This is a genomic window from Micrococcus sp. HMSC067E09 (genome assembly GCF_001812555.1).
Classification (GTDB): domain Bacteria; phylum Actinomycetota; class Actinomycetes; order Actinomycetales; family Micrococcaceae; genus Micrococcus; species Micrococcus lylae.
Map to the genome: position 1 here is coordinate 41,837 of NZ_KV809437.1, position 21,694 is coordinate 63,530.

20 protein-coding genes and 1 tRNA gene are annotated in these 21,694 nt (G+C 71.1%); 8 read left to right on the top strand and 13 right to left on the bottom strand.

Features of this window, described 5'->3' with window-relative positions; translation table 11 throughout:
* Positions 1–4: 4 nt before the first annotated feature.
* Together HMPREF2863_RS05365 and HMPREF2863_RS05370 are read left to right on the top strand one after the other, a co-directional pair.
* Entirely contained in the window at positions 5–1,261 is a 1,257-nt protein-coding gene (locus HMPREF2863_RS05365; protein ID WP_083315246.1) for an alanine racemase, read from the top strand.
* Positions 1,258–2,598, top strand: coding sequence for a D-arabinono-1,4-lactone oxidase (locus tag HMPREF2863_RS05370; RefSeq protein ID WP_070638619.1), 1,341 nt, complete (start codon positions 1,258–1,260; stop codon positions 2,596–2,598). The genes HMPREF2863_RS05365 and HMPREF2863_RS05370 overlap by 4 nt, the downstream gene beginning before the upstream one ends.
* A 165-nt stretch (positions 2,599–2,763) precedes the next feature.
* Here HMPREF2863_RS05370 and HMPREF2863_RS05375 read toward each other — a convergent pair.
* Positions 2,764–2,836, bottom strand: a tRNA-Lys gene (locus HMPREF2863_RS05375).
* Between the two features lie 107 nt (positions 2,837–2,943).
* Here HMPREF2863_RS05375 and HMPREF2863_RS05380 point away from each other — a divergent pair.
* The 3 genes from HMPREF2863_RS05380 to HMPREF2863_RS05390 all read left to right on the top strand — a co-directional run bounded on the left by HMPREF2863_RS05380 (position 2,944) and on the right by HMPREF2863_RS05390 (position 5,461).
* On the top strand, positions 2,944–3,618 hold the full coding sequence (locus HMPREF2863_RS05380) for a hypothetical protein (protein ID WP_070638622.1): 675 nt from the start codon (positions 2,944–2,946) through the stop codon (positions 3,616–3,618).
* Between the two features lie 180 nt (positions 3,619–3,798).
* Positions 3,799–4,425: a hypothetical protein gene (locus HMPREF2863_RS05385; RefSeq protein ID WP_070638626.1), complete on the top strand. Its 627-nt coding sequence runs from the start codon at positions 3,799–3,801 to the stop codon at positions 4,423–4,425.
* A complete protein-coding gene (locus tag HMPREF2863_RS05390; RefSeq protein WP_246828835.1) occupies positions 4,400–5,461 on the top strand; it encodes an inorganic phosphate transporter in 1,062 nt (353 codons plus the stop codon). The genes HMPREF2863_RS05385 and HMPREF2863_RS05390 overlap by 26 nt, the downstream gene beginning before the upstream one ends.
* Before the next feature lie 214 nt (positions 5,462–5,675).
* Here the strand turns inward: HMPREF2863_RS05390 and pstB are convergent, their stop codons facing one another.
* From pstB to HMPREF2863_RS05410, 4 genes are all read right to left on the bottom strand, one after another.
* Positions 5,676–6,455 carry a phosphate ABC transporter ATP-binding protein PstB gene (pstB, locus tag HMPREF2863_RS05395; protein WP_067191027.1) on the bottom strand — a complete coding sequence of 260 codons (780 nt, stop codon included), beginning with the start codon at positions 6,453–6,455 and terminating at the stop codon, positions 5,676–5,678.
* 91 nt (positions 6,456–6,546) lie between these two features.
* The gene (pstA, locus tag HMPREF2863_RS05400; RefSeq protein ID WP_141756368.1) at positions 6,547–7,635 is read right to left on the bottom strand and encodes a phosphate ABC transporter permease PstA; all 1,089 of its coding nucleotides are present in this window, start codon (positions 7,633–7,635) and stop codon (positions 6,547–6,549) included.
* 137 nt (positions 7,636–7,772) lie between these two features.
* The gene (pstC, locus tag HMPREF2863_RS05405; protein WP_070638629.1) at positions 7,773–8,741 is read right to left on the bottom strand and encodes a phosphate ABC transporter permease subunit PstC; all 969 of its coding nucleotides are present in this window, start codon (positions 8,739–8,741) and stop codon (positions 7,773–7,775) included.
* Positions 8,742–8,906: 165 nt separating this feature from the next.
* Positions 8,907–9,992 (bottom strand): phosphate ABC transporter substrate-binding protein PstS, encoded by a 1,086-nt coding sequence (locus tag HMPREF2863_RS05410; RefSeq protein WP_070638632.1) that lies wholly within the window; start codon positions 9,990–9,992, stop codon positions 8,907–8,909.
* A gap of 309 nt (positions 9,993–10,301) precedes the next feature.
* Here HMPREF2863_RS05410 and HMPREF2863_RS05415 point away from each other — a divergent pair, with 309 nt between their 5' ends.
* Together HMPREF2863_RS05415 and radA are read left to right on the top strand one after the other, a co-directional pair.
* Positions 10,302–11,471, top strand: a complete 1,170-nt coding sequence (locus tag HMPREF2863_RS05415) for an FUSC family protein (RefSeq protein ID WP_067190097.1) — start codon at positions 10,302–10,304, stop codon at positions 11,469–11,471.
* A 32-nt stretch (positions 11,472–11,503) separates the two neighbouring features.
* Positions 11,504–12,901 (top strand): DNA repair protein RadA, encoded by a 1,398-nt coding sequence (radA, locus tag HMPREF2863_RS05420; RefSeq protein ID WP_070638635.1) that lies wholly within the window; start codon positions 11,504–11,506, stop codon positions 12,899–12,901.
* A gap of 99 nt (positions 12,902–13,000) precedes the next feature.
* Here the strand turns inward: radA and HMPREF2863_RS05425 are convergent, their stop codons facing one another.
* Entirely contained in the window at positions 13,001–13,825 is an 825-nt protein-coding gene (locus HMPREF2863_RS05425; protein WP_070638638.1) for a hypothetical protein, read from the bottom strand.
* 43 nt (positions 13,826–13,868) lie between these two features.
* Here HMPREF2863_RS05425 and HMPREF2863_RS05430 point away from each other — a divergent pair, with 43 nt between their 5' ends.
* Positions 13,869–14,792: an HhH-GPD family protein gene (locus tag HMPREF2863_RS05430; protein ID WP_102214146.1), complete on the top strand. Its 924-nt coding sequence runs from the start codon at positions 13,869–13,871 to the stop codon at positions 14,790–14,792.
* Between the two features lie 19 nt (positions 14,793–14,811).
* Here the strand turns inward: HMPREF2863_RS05430 and HMPREF2863_RS05435 are convergent, their stop codons facing one another.
* From HMPREF2863_RS05435 to lysS, 7 genes are all read right to left on the bottom strand, one after another.
* Positions 14,812–15,324 carry an amino-acid N-acetyltransferase gene (locus tag HMPREF2863_RS05435; protein WP_070638644.1) on the bottom strand — a complete coding sequence of 171 codons (513 nt, stop codon included), beginning with the start codon at positions 15,322–15,324 and terminating at the stop codon, positions 14,812–14,814.
* Between the two features lie 246 nt (positions 15,325–15,570).
* Complete coding sequence (locus HMPREF2863_RS05440) at positions 15,571–15,759, bottom strand: Rv0909 family putative TA system antitoxin (protein ID WP_067190087.1); 189 nt, start codon at positions 15,757–15,759, stop codon at positions 15,571–15,573.
* A gap of 278 nt (positions 15,760–16,037) precedes the next feature.
* Positions 16,038–16,238, bottom strand: coding sequence for a CsbD family protein (locus HMPREF2863_RS05445; RefSeq protein ID WP_067190085.1), 201 nt, complete (start codon positions 16,236–16,238; stop codon positions 16,038–16,040).
* 191 nt (positions 16,239–16,429) lie between these two features.
* Positions 16,430–18,958, bottom strand: coding sequence for an ATP-dependent Clp protease ATP-binding subunit (locus tag HMPREF2863_RS05450; protein WP_070638646.1), 2,529 nt, complete (start codon positions 18,956–18,958; stop codon positions 16,430–16,432).
* A 171-nt stretch (positions 18,959–19,129) separates the two neighbouring features.
* Positions 19,130–19,444 carry a histone-like nucleoid-structuring protein Lsr2 gene (locus HMPREF2863_RS05455; RefSeq protein WP_371327620.1) on the bottom strand — a complete coding sequence of 105 codons (315 nt, stop codon included), beginning with the start codon at positions 19,442–19,444 and terminating at the stop codon, positions 19,130–19,132.
* Between the two features lie 334 nt (positions 19,445–19,778).
* Complete coding sequence (locus HMPREF2863_RS12300) at positions 19,779–20,126, bottom strand: hypothetical protein (RefSeq protein ID WP_246828836.1); 348 nt, start codon at positions 20,124–20,126, stop codon at positions 19,779–19,781.
* Between the two features lie 6 nt (positions 20,127–20,132).
* The gene (gene lysS, locus HMPREF2863_RS05465) at positions 20,133–21,653 is read right to left on the bottom strand and encodes a lysine--tRNA ligase (RefSeq protein ID WP_070638648.1); all 1,521 of its coding nucleotides are present in this window, start codon (positions 21,651–21,653) and stop codon (positions 20,133–20,135) included.
* Between the last annotated feature and the right edge of the window lie 41 nt (positions 21,654–21,694).

The following is a 21,694-nucleotide window of genomic DNA, read 5'->3' on the forward strand; positions in this document are numbered from 1 at the left end:
TGCAGTGGCGCAGCAGCCCCCCTTCGAGGCGTACGTCGCCGCGCTCCGGCGCAGCCAGGACGAGCTGCCCCCCGCGCCCCTCGCCCTGCTGGACATCACCGCCTTCCGCGCCAACGCCGCGGACATGGCCCGGCGCGCTGCCGGCACCCCGCTCCGCGTGGCCTCCAAGTCCCTGCGCATCCGCAGGGCCATCGAGGCCGCCCTCGGCGAGGACGGCTTCTCCGGCATCATGGCCTTCACCCTGGCCGAGGCCCTGTGGCTGCAGGAGTGCGGCCACACGGACCTGCTGGTCGCCTACCCCACCGTGGACCGTCCGGCCCTGCGCGCCTGGGTCCGCTCCGCCGAGGCCCGCGCCGCGATCACCGTGGCGGTGGACTCGCCCGAGCACCTCGAGCTGATCGAGCAGGTCCAGCGCGAGGCCGGCCTGCACCCCTCACAGTCCACCGGCGAGATGCCGCCGCTGCGCCTCTGCCTGGACCTGGACGCCGCCTGGCAGCCGACCGCCGTCCCCTGGCTCCGCGTCGGCGCCCTCCGCTCACCCGTGAAGACCCCGAAGCAGGCGCGCGTGATGGCGGAGAAGATCCTCGGCGCCCCCGGCTGCTCCCTGGTGGGCGTGCTCGCCTATGAGGGCCAGGTGGCGGGGCTGCCGGAGGGCTGCGGACCCCGCTCCCTGGCGATCCGAGGCATCAAGGCCGCCTCCATCCGGGACCTGGCCTGCCGCCGGGTGGAGATGGTGCAGGCGATCCGCGAGGTCACCGCCCGCCACGGCGTGCAGCTGGAGTTCGTCAACGGCGGCGGCACCGGCTCGATCGAGTCCACGGTCGCCGAGGGGGCGGTCACCGAGGTCGGCGCCGGTTCCGGCCTGCTGGGGCCGGCCAGCTTCGATGCCTTCGCGCACTTCACCGTCCGCCCCGCGAGCTTCTTCATCTGCCCGGTGGCGCGGCGCACCGACCCGACCACCGTCACCGTCACCGGCGGCGGCTGGATCGCTTCCGGCGTGCCGGGGCCGGACCGCTCCCCCACCGTGGCCTGGCCGGAGGGCCTGTCCCTCTCCGGGCAGGAGGGCGCCGGCGAGGTGCAGACCCCGCTGCGCGGCGCGGCCGCCCGCGGGATGAAGCTCGGCGACCCGGTGTTCTTCCGCCACGCGAAGGCCGGCGAGCCTGCCGAGCACCTGTCCGCCGTGGCCGTCTACTGCCGCGTGGAGGACGAGATCGTGGACGTCTGGCCCACCTACCGCGGCGAGGGGAAGGTCTTCCTGTGAGCGCATCGTCAGCAGGGACGCCGACCCGCCCCACCGCCTACAACTGGTGCCGGTCCCAGTCGTGGACGCCGTCGGCGGTCGTCCGTCCCGCCGGAGTCGAGGAGCTCGCCTCGGTGGTGGAGCAGGCGGCTGCGCGCGGCGGGCGGGTGAAGCCCATCGGCGCCGGACACTCCTTCTCCCCCGTCGCCGCCACGGACGACGTGCAGCTGGACCTCGGCGCGCTGACCGGCCTCACGGGGATCGACCGCCAGGCAGGCCGGGTGCGGGTGCGCGCCGGCACGCGCCTGTCCGCGCTCGGCCCGCTGCTCGGCGCCCACGGGCTCGCCCTGGCGAACATGGGTGACATCGACCGGCAGACCCTCGGCGGAGCGATCAGCACCTCCACCCACGGCACCGGCCTCGGGCACACCGGCTACTCGGGCATGGTCACGGGCCTGGAGATCCTCACCGCGGACGGTCGCCTGCGCCGCGTGGACGCGGCCCACGAGCCCGAACTGTTCGAGGCCGCCCGGGTGAGCCTGGGAGCGCTCGGCGTGGTCACCGAGGTGGAGCTCGCCGTGTGCGAGTCCTTCCTGCTGCGCGCCGAGGAGCGCGCCGAACCGATCGACGAGACCGTGGCCCGCTTCCGGGAGCGCTCCCGCACCGCCGACCACCACGAGTTCTACTGGTTCCCGGGCTCGGGCGTGGGGCTGACCAAGCTGAACACCCGCCTTCCCCTCGGCTCGGGGCTGGACCCGCTGCCGCCGCTGCGCACGAAGGTCATGGACGGGCTGCTCGCCAACGGCGCCTACGAGCTCATGTGCCGGCTGGGTGCCGCCGTGCCGCGCACCGTGCCCGTGCTGAACGGGATCGCCTGCCGCGGCCTGGACCAGCGCACCTACACGGACGTCTCCTACAACGTGTTCGTGGCGGACCGCTCCGTGCGGTTCACTGAGATGGAGTACGCGATGCCGCTGGAGCACTTCGAGGAGGCCTTCGCCGGGCTCCGCGAGATCTGCGCCGGCATGTTCCGGGACGGCCGCGGAGTCTCCTTCCCCGTGGAGGTCCGCACCGCCGCCGCGGACGACGTCTGGCTGTCCACCGCGCACGGCCGGGACTCCGTGTACATCGCCGTGCACCGCTACCACCGTGAGGACCCGACCGACTACTTCCGCGAGGTCGAGGACCTGTTCGTCTCCCTGGGCGGCCGCCCACACTGGGGCAAGATGAACACCCGCGACGCCGCCTGGGCCGCGCAGGCCTACCCGCATCACGCGGACTGGTGCGCCGTCCGCGACGCCGTGGACCCGCAGCGCGTCTTCACCAACGCCTACGTGGACCGGCTGTTCGGGTCCTGACGCCCCCGAGGCGGGGACACGGCCCCGGTGACGGCACACGTGACGGCGGCGGGACCGTCGTCGTGAAGCGGGGGCGTCCGGCCGTCAACCGTGGCGAGGGACGACGACGGCCCCTCACTTCGCGTGTGAGGGGCCGTTCCGCGCCGCGTGGGCGCGGGTGCTCGGTGGGCCCTGCGGGGATCGAACCCGCGACCGGCGGATTAAAAGTCCGATGCTCTGCCAACTGAGCTAAAGGCCCGTCGCCCGGTGCTCGCACCGGGCCTCTCGAGCCTACCGCAGGGCACCGGCCCGCCGTGGGAGAGTACCGTGGGGCTCCCGCCCACGATCGTGAGAAGGAGTCCGCCCATGGCCGTCCACCGCGCCACCTCCGGACGGGGAGCCAGCTCGACCGCGTCCCGGCCGGTCCGCCACCATCGTCCGCGGATGTCCACGCCGGACGAGCTGGCCCGGTTCGCCGGCGGAGAAGACCCGGCCGAGGTCTCCGCCGCCGCCTCCCGCCTGGCCCATGCCCTCGTCACGGGCGGGCAGACGGAGGACGACCCGCAGGTGGTCGAGCGGCTCATCGGGCTGGTCGAGGAGGTGGGGATCGCCACCGTGGCGGAGCTCTGGGCGGACGCGCCGGCCGTCTCCCTGGCCGGGGCACTCTGGCGCCTCTACGCCCTGCACGAGGCCACCGCGCGGGACGGCGAGTCCTGGGCCGCCTGGTACCGGGCAGGCCATGACGCCCACGTGGCCCGCGCGGTCGCCGGGGCCGTGGAGCCGCCGGGGCCGGAGGAACTGCGTCGCCTGACCACCACGATCCTCACCGGTGCCTACCGTGCCGAGATCGACGTGGCCTTCGAACGCGCCGCCGCCTACGCCCGTGTGGTCTCCCTCGGCCAGACCCGCCACGCGGAGGACCTGGAGATCGCCGCCCCCGCACACGCCGTACGCCTCACGCGCCGAGCCGAGCGGCTGCTGGGCACCGCGGAGGCGCTCGAGGACTCGGCTCGTGGCTGGCGTGACGGATCGCTAGACTGACAGACAGCGGTGCCGGGCTGCTGGTAACCCCGGGCTCCAACATTCTGCCGCTGCGAGCGGCCATCCGCCGAGAGGCGTTCCCGGTCCGGCACCGCGCCCCCTTCCACCGCACCCACGCCGGCCGCAGACGGCGCCGGCAGCCGCCGGGCCGCCGGCCCGAGACCCGTCAGGAGAGGCCCCATGGCGCAGCGCCGGACCTGGCTGACCACCCGCGACACCCCGGCCCTGATCCACATGGCGGACCTCGCCGGCGCACTCGGCCGCTCCGTCCACGTTGTGGCCCAGTCCCCCGTCTCCGAGGGGTCCTCCCGAGACGCCGTGGACCGCGACCTCGCGGACCTGGACGCCTCCGCCTCCGCCTCCCTCATGGCCTTCCTCACGGCGCTGCGCAGCGTCTACGTCACCCCCCTGCCCCGCGAAGACCTGTACCTGCTCGCCTCCGGAATCCACCACGCCGTGCAGCGTGTGGTGACCGCGGGCTTCCTGGTGCACCACGGTCGCATGGACGACCTGCCGGCCGAGGCCCTGGACATGCTGGAGACCATCGGCCGCCAGTCCGAGCTGCTCACGGACGCCACCGAGCAGCTCCGGGACCTGGACGCCCTGGAGGAGACCTGGATCCAGCTCACCCGCGCCTCCCGCCGCACGGACCGGGTGCTCGTGCAGTGGCTCGCCTCCTTCGGCGAGGACCTGCTGCAACGCGAATTCAACCGCCGGCGCGAGGTCGCCTGGGCGCTGCAGTCCGCCATCGAGGCCCTGCGCGATGTGAACACGCACCTCGGTGCCGTCCTCGTCCGCGAGTCCTGAGGCCGCCACCGTGCTCCTCGGCCTCACCCTGAGCTTTGTGGCCATCTGCGGCCTCGGCGTCCTCACCGGCTTCCGCGACGCCCCGAACTCCGTGGCCCTCGCGGTCCGCTTCCGCTCCCTGTCCCCGCGCATCTCCCTGCAGCTCACCGCCACCATGAAGGCGCTCGGCGTCCTCTTCGGCACCACCCTGATGACGTTCTACGCGGCGTTCTTCCTGCACCCGGAGACCAACGGCTGGCCGGGCCTGGCCACCACCGGCATCGCCATCGTCGTGACGATCGGCTGGGGCCTGCTCATGTGGTGGCGCCGCATCCCCGGATCCACCACGCACTCCCTGATCTCCGCCCTCTGGGGCACCACGATCGCCGCGCACCTGACGGTGGGCAGCGATCAGATCCAGCAGGTCGTCTCCTTCGTCCAGTGGGAACTGCTCGTGGGCCTGCTGATCTCCCCGCTCATCGCCTGGGCCTTCGCGCGTCTGCTGACCCGTCCCCTGCTGCGGCTCGGAACCACCGGCTCCACCGTCCGCGTCCAGCACCGCGCCCGGCTCGCCCTGGCGATCTCCACGTCCGCCTCAGCGTTCGGCCACGGCATGCAGACCGGTCAGCGCATGGGCATCCTCTGGGCCCTGGTCCTGGCCAGTGCCGGCGCGACCGAGCTCACGGCCCTGCCCCCGGAACAGCTCTGGGCCTGCGCGGGCGCGTTCGCCCTGGCCACAGCGATCGGCACCCTGGGCGGAGCCTGGCGCATCTCCTGGACCCTGACCGAGCGGCTCGTCTCCCTGGACCCGCTGCGCGCCTCCGTGGCCGCCGGCACCGCGGCCGCCTGGCTGTTCTTCGGAACGCTGCTGCTGCACATGCCGATGTCCTCCACCCACATGACGGTCGCCTCGATCGTCGGCGCCGGTCAGGACCAGACCTTCGCCTCGGTCCGCTGGGGCCAGCTGGGCCGTGTGTTCCTGTGGTGGATCGCCACCCCCGCCGTCTGCCTGGTGCTGTCCTTCATCCTGGCCAGCGGCGTCCTCGTCCTCGCCTGAGCAGAGCCGCCGTCCCGGCCGGCCGCTTTGGGGACCGGCCTCCCGTTTCGGGGATACAACACGGCCGCGTTCTGCGATCTCAACCCCGTGTCTGCCCCTCAAACCGCGGAGGGTGGGTCCTCCGGACGGTGCGGACACGACGACGGCTCCGTCGCCTCGAAAGGGCAACGGAGCCGACGTCGTGGGGTGCCTCCGGAGCCGGAGGCGGTGCCTGTCAGCCGAAGCGGCCGGAGACGTAGTCCTCGGTCTGCTGGTTCGAGGGGTTGTTGAAGATGACGTTGGTCTCGTCGTACTCGATGAGCTTGCCCGGCTTGCCGACGCCCGCGATGTTGAAGAACGCGGTCTTGTCCGCCACGCGGGCCGCCTGCTGCATGTTGTGCGTGACGATGATGACCGTGTAGTTCTCCTTCATCTCGTTGATGAGGTCCTCGACGGCGAGGGTGGAGATCGGGTCCAGGGCCGAGCAGGGCTCGTCCATGAGGATCACATCCGGGGACACGGCGATGGTGCGCGCGATGCACAGGCGCTGCTGCTGACCGCCGGAGAGGCCGGAGCCCGGCTTGTCCAGGCGGTCCTTGACCTCGTTCCAGAGGTTCGCGCCGCGCAGGGACTTCTCCACGATCGAGTCCGCCTCGGAACGGCTCAGGCGGGTGCCGTTGAGCTTGTAGCCGGCCAGCACGTTCTCCCGGATGGACATGGTGGGGAACGGGTTCGGGCGCTGGAACACCATGCCGATCTGCGACCGGACGGCCACCGGATCCACGCCCTGGGCGTAGATGTCCTCGCCGTCGAGCAGCAGGGAGCCCTCGACGTGGGCGCCGGGGAGCACCTCGTGCATGCGGTTGATGGCGCGCAGGAAGGTGGTCTTGCCGCAGCCGGACGGACCGATGAAGGCGGTGACGGAGCGGGGGGAGATGTCGATGTTCACGCCCTCGACGGCCTTGAACTTGCCGTAGAAGACGTCGACGTCGTTGGCCTGGATGCGCTTGGACATGTGCGGTTTTCCTTCTGGGGAGTCGCTGTGGAGCGGGAGTCTGTGGGGCCGGAGGGCCGGCGCGGAGCGGTGGGCTCCGCACCGGCCTCGGTCAGCGGCCCTTCTTCGGGGCGAACGCCTTGGCGATCACGCGTGCGATCAGGTTCAGGCCCATGACGATCACGATGAGGACCAGGGCCGCGGCCCACGCACGCTGGAGCGACGGGTCGGTGGCGGTCGGGGACGTCGGGGCCACGAGCTGACGGTAGATGAACACCGGCAGGGCGGTCATCCATTCGTCGAACGGGTTCCAGTTGATGTTCATCGCGTAGCCCGCGGTCACCAGGATCGGCGCGGTCTCACCGGCCACACGGGCGATCGCGAGGGTGACGCCGGAGGCGATGCCGGAGATAGCCGTCGGCAGGACCACCTTGAAGATGGTGCGCCACTTGCGCACGCCCAGCGCGTAGGAGCCCTCGCGCAGCTCGTTCGGGACCACGCGCAGCATCTCCTCGGTGGAGCGAACCACCACCGGGATCATCAGCACGGACAGCGCGATGGCTGCCGAGAAGCCCATCTTCACGGCCTGCATGGCCGCCGGGCCCGGACCGAGGATGCGCTCCATGACGACCTGCATCATCGCGAAGGAGAAGAGGCCCGCCACGATCGAGGGGATGCCGGTCATCACGTCCACGAAGAAGATGATGGCGCGGGAGAACCAGTTGTCCCGGCTGTACTCCACCAGGTAGATGGAGGTCAGCAGGCCGATCGGCACGGAGATCACGGTGGCGATCAGGGTGATCATCACGGTGCCGATCAGAGCGTGGACGAAGCCGCCCGGCAGTCCGCCGGCCGGGGAGCCGCCGTCGGCGTAGGCCGCGTCGTCCGCACCGGTGACGCCCGCCATGTCGAACAGCAGCAGATGGGGCTGGGTGACCAGGGTCGGCAGGCCGGTGGCCACCACGGACCAGATCACCGAGACCAGCGGGACCAGGGCGATGAGGAAGGTCCCCCAGACCAAGTTCCGCCACAGGTTGTCCGTGGCGCGGCGCCTCGTCTCGAGGAAGTGGTCGACGATGTACATGCCCACCACGTAGAGGATGCCCAGCAGGACGGCGAAGCCCCCGACGGAGAAGCCTCCGTCGGTGAGCAGGAAGGTCAGCCCGGCGGCGACCGCCAGGGCTCCGGCCAGGACGGCCATCCAGGTCCACGAGGGCTTCTGACCGGAGGTCAGCGAGGACCGCTGCACGCGAATCTTCTTCTCCTCCCCGCGGCGCGGCTCGCGGTCGCCGGGGGCGGCCCCGGTCTCGGCCGGAGTGTGGTTCACAGTCGAGTTCATCAGTTGGCCCCCGAGAATTCCTTGTGCTTGTTCACGATCCAGCGGGCGATCATGTTCACCACCAGGGTGATGATGAACAGCATCAGGCCCGCGGCGATCAGCTCGTTGAGACGGATGCCGAAGGCCTCCGGGAAGTTCAGTGCGATCTCGGACGGGATCGTGGCGTTGCGGCCGGACTGGACCATGGACCAGGTGAACACGCCCGGGGACAGGACCAGGGTGACGGCCATGGTCTCACCGAGCGCACGGCCCAGGCCGAGCATGACCGAGGAGACGATGCCGGCGCGGGCGAACGGGAAGACGGTCATCTTGATCATCTCCCAGCGCGTGGCGCCGAGGCCCAGCGCGGCCTCCTCGTGCAGCTTCGGGGTCTGGGAGAAGATCTCGCGGCACAGGGCGGTGATGATCGGCAGGATCATGACCGCCAGGACCACACCGGAGGTCATCAGCGTGCGACCGGTGGTGGTGACGTCGCCGCCGAAGATCGGAAGCCAGCCCAGGTACTCGTGCAGCCACCGGTAGATCGGCACCATGAGCGGGGCGAGGGTGAGCCAGCCCCACACGCCGTAGACCACCGAGGGGATCGCGGCGAGCAGGTCGATGACGTAGCCGACCGGCTGGGCGATCTTCGGCGGTGCGTAGTGAGAGATGAACAGCGCGACGCCCACGGCGATCGGGGTGGCGATCAGCAGGGCGGCCATCGCGGCCATCAGGGTGCCCGCCATGAGCGGCCACACGTACTGGAAGAAGGTGTCCGCGGACTTCAGTTCCTTGTCGAACGCCTCCGGGAACAGGGCCGGCAACGACTCCCAGACGAGGAAGATCGCCACGAAGGCGAGCACCAGCAGGATGATGATGCCCGCGGCGAGGGCCAGACCGGAGAAGACCTTGTCCCCGGCGGCACCGCCGCGTGAGGTCTTTAGGGTCGAGGCCCGCGGGGCTGCGGTCTCGGGTGCAGGTGAGGTCACGATGCCTTCCCTTGTGTCAGTGGTGGAGCGGACCCGTCGGCGCAGGCCCACAGTGGGGATGGAGCAATGCCGGCCTCGTCCACGGCGTCAGCCGTCGACCCCGTTTGACACGGGGCCGACGGCTGACGGCGGCGTCACAGCGCGGAGTGGATCAGGCCAGGCGGGTCAGCCCTGGGCGGCGATCGCGTCGATGCGCTCCTGGGCGGCCTTGCGGGTCTCCTCGGAGATCGGGGCGTTGCCCGCGGACTCCTCGGAGGCCTTCTGGCCGTCCTCGGAGATCACGTAGGAGGCGAAGGCCTTGACCTGGTCGGCGGTCTCCTGGTCCTGGTACTCGTTGCAGTAGATGTGGTAGGAGACGAGGACGATCGGGTAGACGCCCTCCTCACCGGTGGCGCGGTCGAGCTCGATGGAGCCGTCCTCGTTGGCCTCGGACTTGTCCACGGTGGCGGCGGCGGCCTCGGAGGAGTACTCGACGTACTCCTCACCGACCTTCACCTTCACGGTGTTCATGTCGCCGGTGGCCGAGGCGTCGGCGTAGGTGATCGCACCGTCGGTGCTGGAGGCCAGGCCCACGACGCCCTTGGTGCCCTGAGCGGACTCGGCCTGGATCTCGGACGGCCAGGTCTCGATCTCGTCGTACTTCCAGGCGTCGCCGGCGGCCTCGGTGAGGTAGGCGGTGAAGTTCTCGGTGGTGCCCGAGTCGTCCGAGCGGTGGACGACGGTGATGTCCTTGTCCGGCAGCTCGACGCCCTCGTTCTGGTCGGCGATGGCCGGGTCGTTCCACTTGGTGATCTCACCGGCGAAGATCTTGGCGATGGTCTCGGCGTCCATCTGGACACCCTCGACGCCCTCGAGGTTGTAGGCCACGGCGATCGGGGAGATGTAGGCCGGCACGTGGAAGGCGCCCTTCTCGCCGCAGACCTCGGTGGGGTCCTCGTCCTCGCCCATGGCGGCGTCGGAGCCGGCGAAGGAGTACTGGCCGGACAGGAAGCCCTCACGACCGTTGCCGGAGCCCACCGGGTCGTACTTCACGGACAGCTCGGGGGCGACGTCGGAGACGCCGACGGTCCAGGCACCCATGGCGGCCTCCTGCGACGAGGCGCCGCCGCCGGTCAGGGTGCCCGAGACCTGCGAGGTCTCATCGTTGTTGCCGTTGTCGGAGTCGCCGTTGTCAGCGGAGGAGCAGGCGGTCAGGGCCAGGGCGGCAACGGACAGGAGGGCCGCGGCGCGGCCTGCACGAAGAGCCTTCATCGGGAAGTGCCCCTTTCGAGAGGTCGGATGACAGTGGTGGCGGGAGCCGGTGTCAGCAACGTGGATCGCCTGGGGCGTCCACCCCCGGCTTACGCCGTACGACGAAGCTACGGGCGGTCTGTGAACCGTCGGTCCATCCCGGTTGAATGGACGGTGAACGAGGGCAGACGCTTCGTCACCTTCCTGTGACCTCGTGCACACCGGAGGCTCGGCGGCGTCGACGTCGCGCCCAGGCGATCTGTCAGGGACGGGACTGTCGTCACGCCACCCTCCCTCCCCTCGGCAGACGGCACGGATAGGCTGGCGGGCATGGAACACCGCCACTCCACCGCCACCGGCACCCTGCCGCAGGTGGAGGAGCTCGGCCTCGGCGAGCGGCTGCGGCGCTTCGTCCGACGCCGCGCCCGCGCCGGCTGGATGCGCACCCGCTCCTCGGCCGGCCATGCGGCCCTGACCACGATCGCCGCCGTGGCGGCCTACTGGTTCGCCGAGGCCGTGCTCGGCCACGAGGGGCCGCTGTTCGCCGCGACCGCCACACTGGTGGGCCTCGGCTGGGGCCGCGAGCCCAAGCTGCGCCGCGTGCTCGAGGTCTCCGTCGGCTGCACGCTCGGCATCCTGATCGGTGATGCCCTCATGCTCGGGCTCGGCCGCGGGATGTGGCAGGCGGCGATCGTCCTGTTCGTGTCCATCATGGCGGCCCGGTTCCTGGACTCCGGGCCGATCTTCACCACGCAGATGTCCCTCCAGGCCGTCCTGGTCGTGCTGCTCCCGGCACCCGCGGACGGCCCATTCTCCCGCAGCCTGGACGCAGTCGTGGGCGCCTGCTGCGCCCTGATCGTCACGTTCCTCAGGCCGCACCGCACGCAGAGGTCCACCGCGAAGCGACTGCAGGCCCTGTACGACCCCATGGTCTCGATCCTGCGGGACCTGTCCACGGCACTGCGCACGCAGGAGTCCAGCACGGCATGGATGGCGCTGATCACCGGGCGCGGCACACAGTCCGTGCTGGACGAGCTGCGCCGCGAAGTGCAGATGGCTCGCGAGGTCACCACCTACTCCCCGCTCGAACGGCGGCAGAAGGGCTTCGTGACGGTCGTCGCCTACGCGGTGGACCGCTCCGACCTGGCGATCCGCTCCCTGCGCATCGTGGCCCGGCGCGTGGTCAGCCTGATCGACTCCGGCTCACTCACGGACGAGGCGGCCGAGGCGCTGAGCAGCTGGTTCGACGAGGCCGCGGACGCCGTCCAGATCCTGAACCGGTGCTTCGACGAGCCCACGCCCGCCGGCCGCCGCCAGGGCCGGCTCGACGCCCGCGAGGCGCTCGGCGCCGCGGCCTCCCGGCTGCACCCGACGCACCTCGGCGGCGGCTCGCTGCACGGCGAGGCCCTCGTGATGCTGCTGCGGCCCATGATGGTCGACCTCCTCGAGGCCACCGGCGCGGACCACGAGGAGGCCGTGGGCTACCTGCCGGGCGTCTGATCGCGTCCGGGTCCGCCCCTAGAGTGGCGTCCATGGCGAGCTCGAAGTCCTCCTCCCGCAGGCCCCCCGGATACCAGTGCACCGAATGCGGCTGGACCACGGTGAAATGGGTCGGCCGCTGCGGCCGGTGTCAGGCCTGGGGAACCGTGGAGGAGGCCGGGATGACGGCCACCGCGGGCACAACGAAGGCCTCCACGGTGGCCGAGGCGGCCCCGCGCATCGCGGACGTGGACGCCACCCTCGCCTCCTTCCGCAGCACCGGCGTGCGCGAGCTGGACCGCGTGCTCGGCGGCGGGCTCGTCCCGGGAGCCGTGATCCTGCTGGCCGGGGAGCCGGGCATCGGCAAGTCGACCCTGCTCCTGGACGTGGCCGCCCAGACCGCCCGCGGCACGGACGGCACACCGCGTCCGGTCCTGTACCTGACGGGTGAGGAGTCCGCCGCGCAGGTCCGCTCGCGCGGCGACCGCATCGGCGCGTTGGCGGACACCCTCCACCTGGCCGCGGAGACGGACCTGGGCCGGGCCCTCGGACAGATCGAACGGATCCAGCCGTCCCTGGTGATCGTGGACTCCGTCCAGACCCTGCAGTCGGCGGAGGTGGACGGCATCGCCGGCGGCGTGACCCAGGTGCGCGAAGTCGCCGCCTCACTGATCCGCACGGCGAAGGAGAAGGGCATCACCACGGTGCTGGTGGGCCATGTGACGAAGGAGGGCACCATTGCCGGCCCGCGCCTGCTCGAGCACCTCGTGGACGTGGTCTGCCAGTTCGAGGGCGACCGCCACTCCCGGCTGCGCCTGGTGCGCGCCGTGAAGAACCGCTTCGGCCCCACGGACGAGGTCGGCTGCTTCGACCTGCGCGAGGACGGCATCGAATCCCTGGACGACCCCTCCGGCCTGTTCCTCTCCGGCACCGCAGAGCCCGTGGAGGGCACCTGCGTGACCGTGACACTGGAGGGGCGCCGCCCGCTCGTGGCGGAGGTGCAGTCCCTGCTCACCCCATCCGCCGGCGGCAGTCCGCGGCGGACCGTCTCCGGTGTGGACTCGGCGCGCGTGAACATGCTCCTGGCCGTGCTGCAGCGCCGCGCCCGCTTCGCCCTGGCCCAGGACGACTGCTACGTCGCCACTGTCGGCGGCGTGCGCCTGTCCGAGCCGGCCTCGGACCTGGCGGTCGCGGTGGCGGTGGCCTCGGCGAAGCTCAGTGCCCCTGTGCCGACCGGCATGATCGCCGTCGGCGAGCTCGGCCTGGCCGGCGAGGTCCGCCCGGTGCCCGGCATCGGCCGACGCGTGCGGGAGGCCGCGCGCCTGGGGTTCACCCGCGCGATCGTCCCCCGCTCCTCCGAGCCGCTCGGCGAGGTCCCGAAGGGCTTCACCGTCGCGCAGGTGGGGTCGCTGTCCGAGGCGCTGAACACCATCCCCACATGGACCCGCTGAGGCGACCCGACGGACGGGCGAGGCCGCCGGCGGACGGTGGGCGGCCGTCGTCGTGGAGGGGAAGGGGACAGACGAGGCCGGACAGGCCGCCGTCGCTGCTCAGTCTTGGCCCTCGGGCTTGTCGTCGGTGAGGCGGAAGGCGACCGGCTGGGAGGAGTGGTCGCCCAGCGTCACGGTGAGGCGGTAGGAGCCGGGATCCACGAGTTCACCGCGCTCGGTGCAGTCCTTCTCGGAGTTGCGGCGATTCCATTCGAACAGTGCGGTCTGCTCGTCGTGCGGGACGAGCACCATGTCCTGGTCCTGCGGGTCGGCCTGGCAGATCTCGGTGGAGAACACGTCGTCCCCCTCGGCCGTGGTGACCTCGAAGACCTGCTCGGTGGTGCCCACGTTGAGGGTGCACGGCTCCTGGGACAGGTTCATCACCTTCAGTGCCAGCTCCGGACGCTCGCCGCGGTCGTAGACGGTCTTGTCCGTGCCCGCCGTGACCTGGATGGCAGATCCCCGGCACGGCGGCTCGAGCGCCTCCGGAGCGGTGGAGGACGGCGAGGGGCTCGGCTCCTCCGAGGGCTTGTCACCGGCGTCGTCGGAGGGCTTGCCGGACGGGCTCTCGGTCGGTTCGGCGGAGCCGCTGCCGCCGGCATCGTCCGAGGCGGATCCGGACGGGGAGGGGCCGGAGGACGGCTCCTCGGAGGGGACGGGACTCGCCGAGGGCGTCGGGGTCGCGCTGACGGCGGCCGGCTCCGGGTCGGACTCCCCGGTGATGTCCTGCACCAGGCGCGAGATCAGGCCGCCCAGGGCGATGCCCGCCAGCACCAGGAGCACCACCACGGCAAGGGCCACGACGCCGAACACGATCCGGCGGCGGCGGAACATGGCGGCACGCTGCCGGGCGCGCTCGGACTCGGTGGGGGGAAGGCCGTCCATGCCCACCAGGGTAGGGCTGGAGCCCGCCGCTACAGTGGACGCCATGCCCGAGGTCGCCGAACTCACGCCTGCCGCCCAGGATCGCCTCCACACGGCGGTCCTGGACTGGTTCGACGTCCACGCGCGGGACCTGCCCTGGCGCAGCGCCGACTGCTCGCCGTGGGGCGTGATGGTCTCCGAGATCATGCTCCAGCAGACCCCGGTGGTCCGGGTGCTGCCGCGCTGGCGGGACTGGATGCAGCGCTGGCCTTGTCCCGCCGACCTCGCGGAGGCCTCCACGGCCGAGGTGCTCACCGCCTGGGACCGGCTCGGCTACCCTCGCCGGGCGCTGCGCCTGCAGCAGGCGGCCGCGGCGATAGTGGACCGGCACGGCGGTAAGGTGCCGGCGGACCCTGCCGCCCTGCGCGCCCTGCCGGGGGTCGGCGAGTACACCGCGGCGGCCGTGGCGAGCTTCGCCTTCGGCATCCCCGAGACCGTCGTGGACACCAACGTGCGCCGGGTTCTCACCCGCGCGGTCCGCGGGCAGGGGTTGCCGCCGAAGACCCTGACCCGCGCGGAGATGCGCGACGCACACGCGCTGATGCCGGCGGACCGCACGCGGGCCAACCGCTGGAACGCCGCCGTGATGGAGCTCGGGGCGCTGGTCTGCACGGCCCGATCGCCGCGCTGCGACGACTGCCCTCTGCTCGAGCAGTGCGCCTGGGTGTCCGCCGGACGGCCGGAGCCGGAGCACACCCCGCGCGGGCAGGACTGGGCGGGAACGGACCGCCAGCTGCGCGGCGCCGTCATGGCCGCGGTCCGGGAGGCCGGCCGCGTGGAGGTCGGCGCCGTGCGCCAGGCCGTGGCCGGAACGCGGCGCCTGGGCACACACGTGCCGGACGAGGCGCAGTGGGCCCGTTGCCTGGCCGGCCTTCTCGACGACGGCCTCCTCCTCGAACGCGACGGCGCCTACTCGTTCCCCGACTGACAGCCGCCCCTGCGGGGCGTCAGAGGGTGCGGATCATGCGGGTGTTGCCGAGGGTGTTCGGCTTGACCCGGGCGAGGTCCAGGAACTCGGCGACGCCCTCATCCTGGGAGCGCAGCAGCTCGGCGTACACCTCAGGGTCCACGGCGGACTGGTCCTCCATGACGTCGAAGCCGTGGGCGGAGAAGAAGTCCACCTCGAAGGTCAGGCAGAACACCTGGGAGACGCCGACGGCGCGGGCACGCTCCAGCAGCTCCTCCAACAGGGCGTGGCCCACTCCCCCGCCGCGGGCACGGTCCGCGACGGCCAGGGTGCGGACCTCCGCGAGGTGCTCCCACATGACGTGCAGGGCGCCGAAGCCGACGAGCTCTCCGGCCTCGTCCTCCGCCACCACGAACTCCTGGATGGCCTCGTAGTAGGCCACCGTCTCCTTCTGCAGCAGGACGCGGCTGTCCGCGTGGGGGCGGACGATGTCCTGGATGGCCGGGACGTCGGTGGTGCGGGCGGGACGCAGGGCGACCGGGAGCTTCGGCATCCGCCCAGTGTAGGACCGGCACCGTGCCCGGCGTCCACGGCGTGTGCCGCACCGAACCAGTGTGTGCTGCACCGAGCCAGAAGAAATGGTCACTTCACCGGGTCTTGAACCGGCCGAATCCTCTGGTTCGGCGCGAGGGGCCGGGCATGCCGGACATGACGAAGGCCCCCGCGACACCATCCCTCGAGGGGAGGCTGCGGGGGCCTTCGGACGACCGGTTCAGGGCCGGTCAGGACCCGGGCAGAGTCACTTCTGCTCGTTGTCCTTGTTCTCGCCGCCGTTCAGGAACTTGTCCTGAGCGCCGTCGATGCCCTTGTTCACGGTGTCCTTGTGCTCGCCGAGCTTGTCGCCGTGCTGCTCCTGAGCCTGGTCGACAGCGTCGTTGATCTTGTCAGAGTGCTCGTTGGCAAGGTTGCCGAGATCGCCGATGCCCATGGTGTGGACCTCCTTGGAGTGGGGGACATTTCCTCCGCTCCGGATCCCGTGGACCGAAGTCCTCGATCTCCGTGGCGACCGGTCGGCCACCTGAGCGGTTGCCCCCACCGTAAGCAGATCCACAGACGCGGCGCCACCCTCGGGGCCGCCTATTGCCTGGGAACATCCTGGGCATTCTGGTACCCGATGTACCGCCTTTTCCTCACGGCGGAGCAGGGACGATGCTCCCGGCGCCGCCCCTGCCTCGCGTCTGCCCAGGTCGGCCTGGGTCTGCCGCCTCAGTCCTTCGTGAAGGCGTTCTTCACGCCGTCGGCGGCACCCTTGAGCTTGTCGCCGGCGTTCTGGACGGCATCCTTGGCTCCGGCGGCGGCAGACTCGGTGCGTCCCTCGGCCTTCATGCGGTCGTTGCCGGTGGCCTCGCCGAGGCCGGACTTGGCGTCGCCCTTGATCTTGTCGAACGTGTTCTCCATGTCAGCCATGGTGTCTCCTCTCATCCGGGCAGGGCCGCCCGCCTCTCGGGCGGCCGCCCCGCCGGACCGTTGCTCCCGGCTCTGTCCGGGCGGGTCCGTCCGGCGGGGGACGGTGTTGTCTGCGAGTCAACGCGCCGCGGGGGCGAGGGTCAAGCCCCCGCCCCCGCGTGCTGCATCGACCGCCGGACAGCGGCGCGGCGTCACTCGGACACGCCGGCCTCCAGCTCCTGCATCTGGGAGCCCTCGACCTCGCTGCGGCCGCCGGAGAACGTGAACGTCAGCTCGCGGCCCTCGCCCTCGCCCGTGGTGTCCACGGTGATGAGGGAGCCGGCCGGGATCTCGCCGAAGAGGATGCGCTCGGAGAGCTGGTCCTCCACCAGGTTCTGGATGGTGCGGCGCAGCGGACGGGCGCCCATGGCCGGGTCGTAGCCCCGGTCCGCGAGCAGCTCCTTGGCGTCCTGGGTGAGCTCGATGGACAGGTCCTGCTCCGCCAGGCGCTTGCCGAGGCGGGCGATGAACAGGTCCACGATCTCCACGATCTCGGACTTCTGCAGCTGCGGGAAGACGATCACGTCGTCCACGCGGTTCAGGAACTCCGGGCGGAAGTGCTGGCGCAGCTCCTCCCGCACCTTGCCCTTCATGCGCTCATAGCCGGTGGCCGTGTCCGTGGCGGACTGGAAGCCGGTCATGACGCCCTTCGAGATGTCCCGGGTTCCGAGGTTAGTGGTCATGATGATCACGGTGTTCTTGAAGTCCACCACACGGCCCTGCGAGTCGGTCAGGCGACCGTCCTCGAGGATCTGCAGCAGCGAGTTGAACAGGTCCGCATGGGCCTTCTCCACCTCGTCGAACAGCACCACGGAGAACGGACGGCGGCGGACCTTCTCGGTGAGCTGGCCGCCCTCCTCGTACCCGACGTAGCCGGGAGGCGCGCCGAACAGGCGGGACACCGTGTGCTTCTCCTGGAACTCGGACATGTCCAGGGTGATCAGGGCGTCCTCCTCGCCGAAGAGGAACTCGGCGAGGGACTTGGCCAGTTCAGTCTTTCCGACGCCGGTGGGGCCGGCGAAGATGAACGAGCCGGACGGGCGGTTCGGGTCCTTCAGGCCGGCACGGGTGCGGCGGATGGCGCGGGACAGGGACTTGATGGCCTCGTCCTGGCCGATGACGCGGCGGTGGAGCTCGGCCTCCATGTTCTTGAGGCGGTCGGTCTCCTCCTGGGTCAGCTTGAAGACCGGGATGCCGGTGGACTTGGACAGCACCTCGGCGATGAGGTCCTCGTCCACGGTGGCGACGTCGGAGGCCTGACCGGTCCGCCAGGCCTGTTCCTTCTGCTTCTGCTCGTCCACGAGCTGCTGCTCCTGGTCGCGCAGGCGCGCGGCACCCTCGAAGTCCTGGCCGTCGATCGCGGCCTCCTTCTCGGAGCGCACCTCGGCGATGCGGCCCTCGTAGGCCTTGATCTCCGGCGGCACGGTCATGCGGCGGATGCGCAGGCGGGCGCCGGCCTCGTCGATCAGGTCGATGGCCTTGTCCGGCAGGAAGCGGTCCGAGATGTAGCGGGCGGACATCGAGGCGGCGGCCTTGAGGGCGTCGTCCGTGATGGACACCTTGTGGTGCGCCTCGTAGCGGTCGCGCAGGCCGCGGAGGATCTTGGTGGCGTCCTCGACGGACGGCTCGTTGACCTGGATCGGCTGGAAGCGACGCTCGAGCGCGGCGTCCTTCTCGATGTGCTTGCGGTACTCGTCCAGTGTGGTGGCGCCGATGGTCTGCAGCTCGCCGCGGGCCAGCATCGGCTTGAGGATGCTGGCGGCGTCGATCGCGCCCTCGGCGGCACCGGCGCCGACGAGGGTGTGGATCTCGTCGATGAACAGGATGATGTCCCCGCGGGTGCGGATCTCCTTGAGGACCTTCTTCAGGCGTTCCTCGAAGTCGCCGCGGTAGCGGGAGCCTGCCACGAGCGAGCCGAGGTCCAGCGAGTACAGCTGCTTGTCCTTCAGCGTCTCCGGCACGTCGCCACGGTCGATGGCCTGGGCCAGACCCTCCACCACCGCGGTCTTGCCGACGCCGGGCTCACCGATGAGGACCGGGTTGTTCTTGGAGCGGCGCGAGAGCACCTGCATGACGCGCTCCATCTCCTCGGCGCGGCCGATGACCGGGTCCAGCTTGCCGTCGTGGGCGGCGGCGGTGAGGTTGCGGCCGAACTGGTCCAGCACCACGGAGCCCGCGTTCTGCCCCTCGGACTGCCCGCCCGGGGCGACGCCGGCGGTCTCCTTGCCGCCCTGGCCGGAGCCCTGGTAGCCGGAGAGCAGCTGGATGACGGTCTGACGGACGCGGTTCAGGTCCGCACCGAGCTTCACGAGCACCTGGGCGGCGACGCCCTCGCCCTCGCGGATCAGGCCGAGCAGGATGTGCTCGGTCCCGATGTAGTTGTGGCCGAGCTGCAGCGCCTCGCGCAGGGACAGCTCGAGCACCTTCTTGGCACGCGGCGTGAAGGGGATGTGGCCGGGCGGGTTCTGCTGCCCCTGACCGATGTCCTCCTGCACCTTCTCGCGGACCGCGCCGAGGGAGATGTCCATCGACTCGAGGGCCTTGGCTGCGACGCCCTCACCCTCGTGGATCAGGCCGAGCAGGATGTGCTCGGTCCCGATGTAGCTGTGGTTGAGCATCCGCGCCTCTTCCTGCGCGAGCACCACCACCCGCCGCGCGCGGTCGGTGAACCTTTCGAACATGGACACACTCCTTGGCTCTTGCCTTGGCTTTCGATTGGTCCCGAGCCTACGCACGCGGACAGGGCGACGGGCGGCTGTTCGCCACAGGGTGAAGCGATCAGCCGCCCGTCGTCACGGACCCCGTCGGGGCCGATCCACGGGGCCCCGGCTCCTGGAGCCGGGCTCCGCAGGTCACCTGCGCTTGGCGTTGCGGTAGGCCTCCACGACGTCGCGGTGCAGGCGGCCGCGGGAGGAGACCTCATAGCCGTTGTCCGCGGCCCACTTGCGGATCTCCGCGGCCTCGGCCTTCGGGGACGGCGGCGCCACGGCGCGGCCCTTCTTCATGTAGGGCTTGAGGAAGTTGCGCAGCTCGCGGGCGTTGTCCTCGGACAGGTCCACCTCGTAGTGGCGCCCGTCGAGCGCGAACTTCACGGTCTCGGCGGCCTCCGAGCCGTCCAGATCGTCCACCAAGACGACTTCGACCTTCTGTGCCATGTGCTTGCCCATCTCCCTCATTCGTCTGCAGCGACCGGGAATTCACCCTGGCAAGCCGATTCACCCAAGGGAAAAGGCTGCGCTGGAAGGTTCTCCGGCCACCTGGCTCTCTGTGTCCGCTTCCACGGTAGCCGATCTATGCCTTTCCTGCGGATGAACATTTCTCCTGCAGGCGTCGTCTGTCAGCAGAATCCCAGGCACGGGGAAACCTGCCTCCGCAGGGTCATTCCCCTGCAGCGGATACTCGCTGCAGGAAAGGGTGTCCGCCGGACGGAGCCGCGCCCTCAGGCGCGCGGCGCACCCGTTGTGCTGGTCGCAGTAGCGTCCATTGGCTGGCACCGCGCCCTCAGGCGCGCGGCGCACCCTCCTCCGGGGCGCGCCCCTCGCCGGCCCCCTCGGCGGGCGCCTCGGCGTCGGTCTCCAGGCGACCCTCGCCGACCTCCTCGCCGGCACCCTCGGCGTCGGCCTCCACGTGCCCCTCGGCGGGCGCCTCATCCGCGCGCCGCCGGCGCGCCCATTCCCGGGCTTCGGCCTCCTCGGCCGCCGCGCGCGCGTCCACGCCCGAGCGCCTCCGACCCTCCGCCTCACGCTCACCGGTGTCCGCGCGGAGCAGGGAGCGCATGATGAGCCAGAACAGCAGCGCCAGGCCCACGGACGGGGCCAGCACCGAGAAGTAGTCCCAGAACGTCGCCATGGCCGATCAGGCCTCCGGCTTCAGCAGCGGGAAGAGGATGGTCTCGCGGATCCCCACGCCGGTGAACAGCATGACCAGGCGGTCGATGCCGAGGCCGAGGCCGCCCATCGGCGGGGCGCCGTACTCGAGCGCACGGAGGAAGTCCTCGTCGAGCTGCATGGCCTCGTCGTCGCCGGCGGCGGCGGCGCGGGACTGGGCCGTCAGGCGCTCGCGCTGGATGACCGGGTCGATCAGCTCGGAGAACGCGGTGCCACGCTCCGTGCCGCCGATGACCAGGTCCCAGGCCTCGATGACGCCCGGCTCCTCCCGGTGCGGCCGGGCCAACGGCTGGGCGGCCGGCGGATAGTTGTACACGAAGGTCGGGTTGATCAGCGTCGGCTCGACGATCTCGCCGAACAGCTCGATGACCAGCTTCTCCGCGCCCCACTGCGGGTCCACCGGCACCTCGTGCCGCTCTGCGATCTCCCGCAGCACCGCCACGTCGGTCTCAGGGGTGATCTCCTGGCCGACGGCCTCGGACAGGCCGGGGTAGACGGCCACCCATGCCCACTCGCCGTCGAGGTCGATGGTGCCCTTCTCGGTCTGGATCTGCCGGCCGGCGCCCACGGCGTCCGCGGCGGCGAGGATCATCTGCTGCATGCGGTCGGCCATGACGTGCATGTCCGCCCACGCCTCGTAGCACTCGAGGGTGGTGAACTCGGGCGAGTGGGTGGAGTCCACGCCCTCGTTGCGGAAGACACGGCCGATCTCGTAGACGCGGTCGATCCCGCCCACCACGGCGCGCTTGAGGTACAGCTCGGTCGCGATGCGCAGCGTCATGTCCTGGTCGAACGCGTTGAGGTGCGTCTGGAACGGGCGGGCCTGGGCGCCGCCGTGGACGAGCTGCAGGATCGGGGTCTCGACCTCCACGTAGTCGTGGCCTTCCAGGGTGCGCCGGATCGCGGAGACCACCTTGGCGCGGGTGTAGACCATCTCACGGGCGGCGTCGCGCACGATCAGGTCCGCGTAGCGCTGGCGGACGCGGGTCTCCTCGTTGAGCTCGGCATGCAGCACCGGCAGCGGGCGCAGCGCCTTGGAGGCCATCTGCCAGGAGTCGGCCATGATGGACAGCTCGCCGCGGCGGGAGACGATGACCTTGCCGGTCACGGACACGTGGTCGCCGAGGTCAACGGCCTTCTTCCACCCGGCCAGGGACTCCTCGCCCACGTTGGCCAGGGACAGCATGACCTGCAGGCGCACGCCGACGCCGTCGGGGCCGCCCTCCTGGAGGGTGGCGAAGCACAGCTTTCCGGTGTTGCGCTGGAACACGATGCGGCCGGCGACCGACACCTCCGGGCCGTCCTCCCAGCCCGGCTCGTGCTTGCCGTCGAACTCCTCGCGGACCGCGGCGAGCGAGTGGGTGCGCTTCACCTCGACCGGGAACGCCTCTGTGCCCTCGGCGAGCAGGGCGTGGCGCTTGACGGCGCGCACGGCCTGCTGGTCGTGGTGGTCGACTGCGGTCTGAGCGGGGGTGTTCTGCGTGGTCACAATTCCCCAGTCTAGATGTACTCGGCCATGACGTTGGTGAC

What these genes read in the sequence shown, in the direction of transcription:
- HMPREF2863_RS05380 (WP_070638622.1), top strand. Translation starts at nt 2,944, where the DNA reads ATGGCCGTCCACCGCGCCACCTCCGGACGGGGAGCCAGCTCGACCGCG.
- HMPREF2863_RS05385 (WP_070638626.1), top strand. Translation starts at nt 3,799, where the DNA reads ATGGCGCAGCGCCGGACCTGGCTGACCACCCGCGACACCCCGGCCCTG.
- pstB (WP_067191027.1), bottom strand. Translation starts at nt 6,455, where the DNA reads ATGTCCAAGCGCATCCAGGCCAACGACGTCGACGTCTTCTACGGCAAG.
- pstA (WP_141756368.1), bottom strand. Translation starts at nt 7,635, where the DNA reads ATGGCCGTCCTGGCCGGAGCCCTGGCGGTCGCCGCCGGGCTGACCTTC.
- HMPREF2863_RS05410 (WP_070638632.1), bottom strand. Translation starts at nt 9,992, where the DNA reads ATGAAGGCTCTTCGTGCAGGCCGCGCCGCGGCCCTCCTGTCCGTTGCC.
- HMPREF2863_RS05415 (WP_067190097.1), top strand. Translation starts at nt 10,302, where the DNA reads ATGGAACACCGCCACTCCACCGCCACCGGCACCCTGCCGCAGGTGGAG.
- radA (WP_070638635.1), top strand. Translation starts at nt 11,504, where the DNA reads ATGGCGAGCTCGAAGTCCTCCTCCCGCAGGCCCCCCGGATACCAGTGC.
- HMPREF2863_RS05425 (WP_070638638.1), bottom strand. Translation starts at nt 13,825, where the DNA reads ATGGACGGCCTTCCCCCCACCGAGTCCGAGCGCGCCCGGCAGCGTGCC.
- HMPREF2863_RS05430 (WP_102214146.1), top strand. Translation starts at nt 13,869, where the DNA reads ATGCCCGAGGTCGCCGAACTCACGCCTGCCGCCCAGGATCGCCTCCAC.
- HMPREF2863_RS05435 (WP_070638644.1), bottom strand. Translation starts at nt 15,324, where the DNA reads ATGCCGAAGCTCCCGGTCGCCCTGCGTCCCGCCCGCACCACCGACGTC.
- HMPREF2863_RS05440 (WP_067190087.1), bottom strand. Translation starts at nt 15,759, where the DNA reads ATGGGCATCGGCGATCTCGGCAACCTTGCCAACGAGCACTCTGACAAG.
- HMPREF2863_RS05445 (WP_067190085.1), bottom strand. Translation starts at nt 16,238, where the DNA reads ATGGCTGACATGGAGAACACGTTCGACAAGATCAAGGGCGACGCCAAG.
- HMPREF2863_RS05450 (WP_070638646.1), bottom strand. Translation starts at nt 18,958, where the DNA reads ATGTTCGAAAGGTTCACCGACCGCGCGCGGCGGGTGGTGGTGCTCGCG.
- HMPREF2863_RS05455 (WP_371327620.1), bottom strand. Translation starts at nt 19,444, where the DNA reads ATGGGCAAGCACATGGCACAGAAGGTCGAAGTCGTCTTGGTGGACGAT.
- HMPREF2863_RS12300 (WP_246828836.1), bottom strand. Translation starts at nt 20,126, where the DNA reads ATGGCGACGTTCTGGGACTACTTCTCGGTGCTGGCCCCGTCCGTGGGC.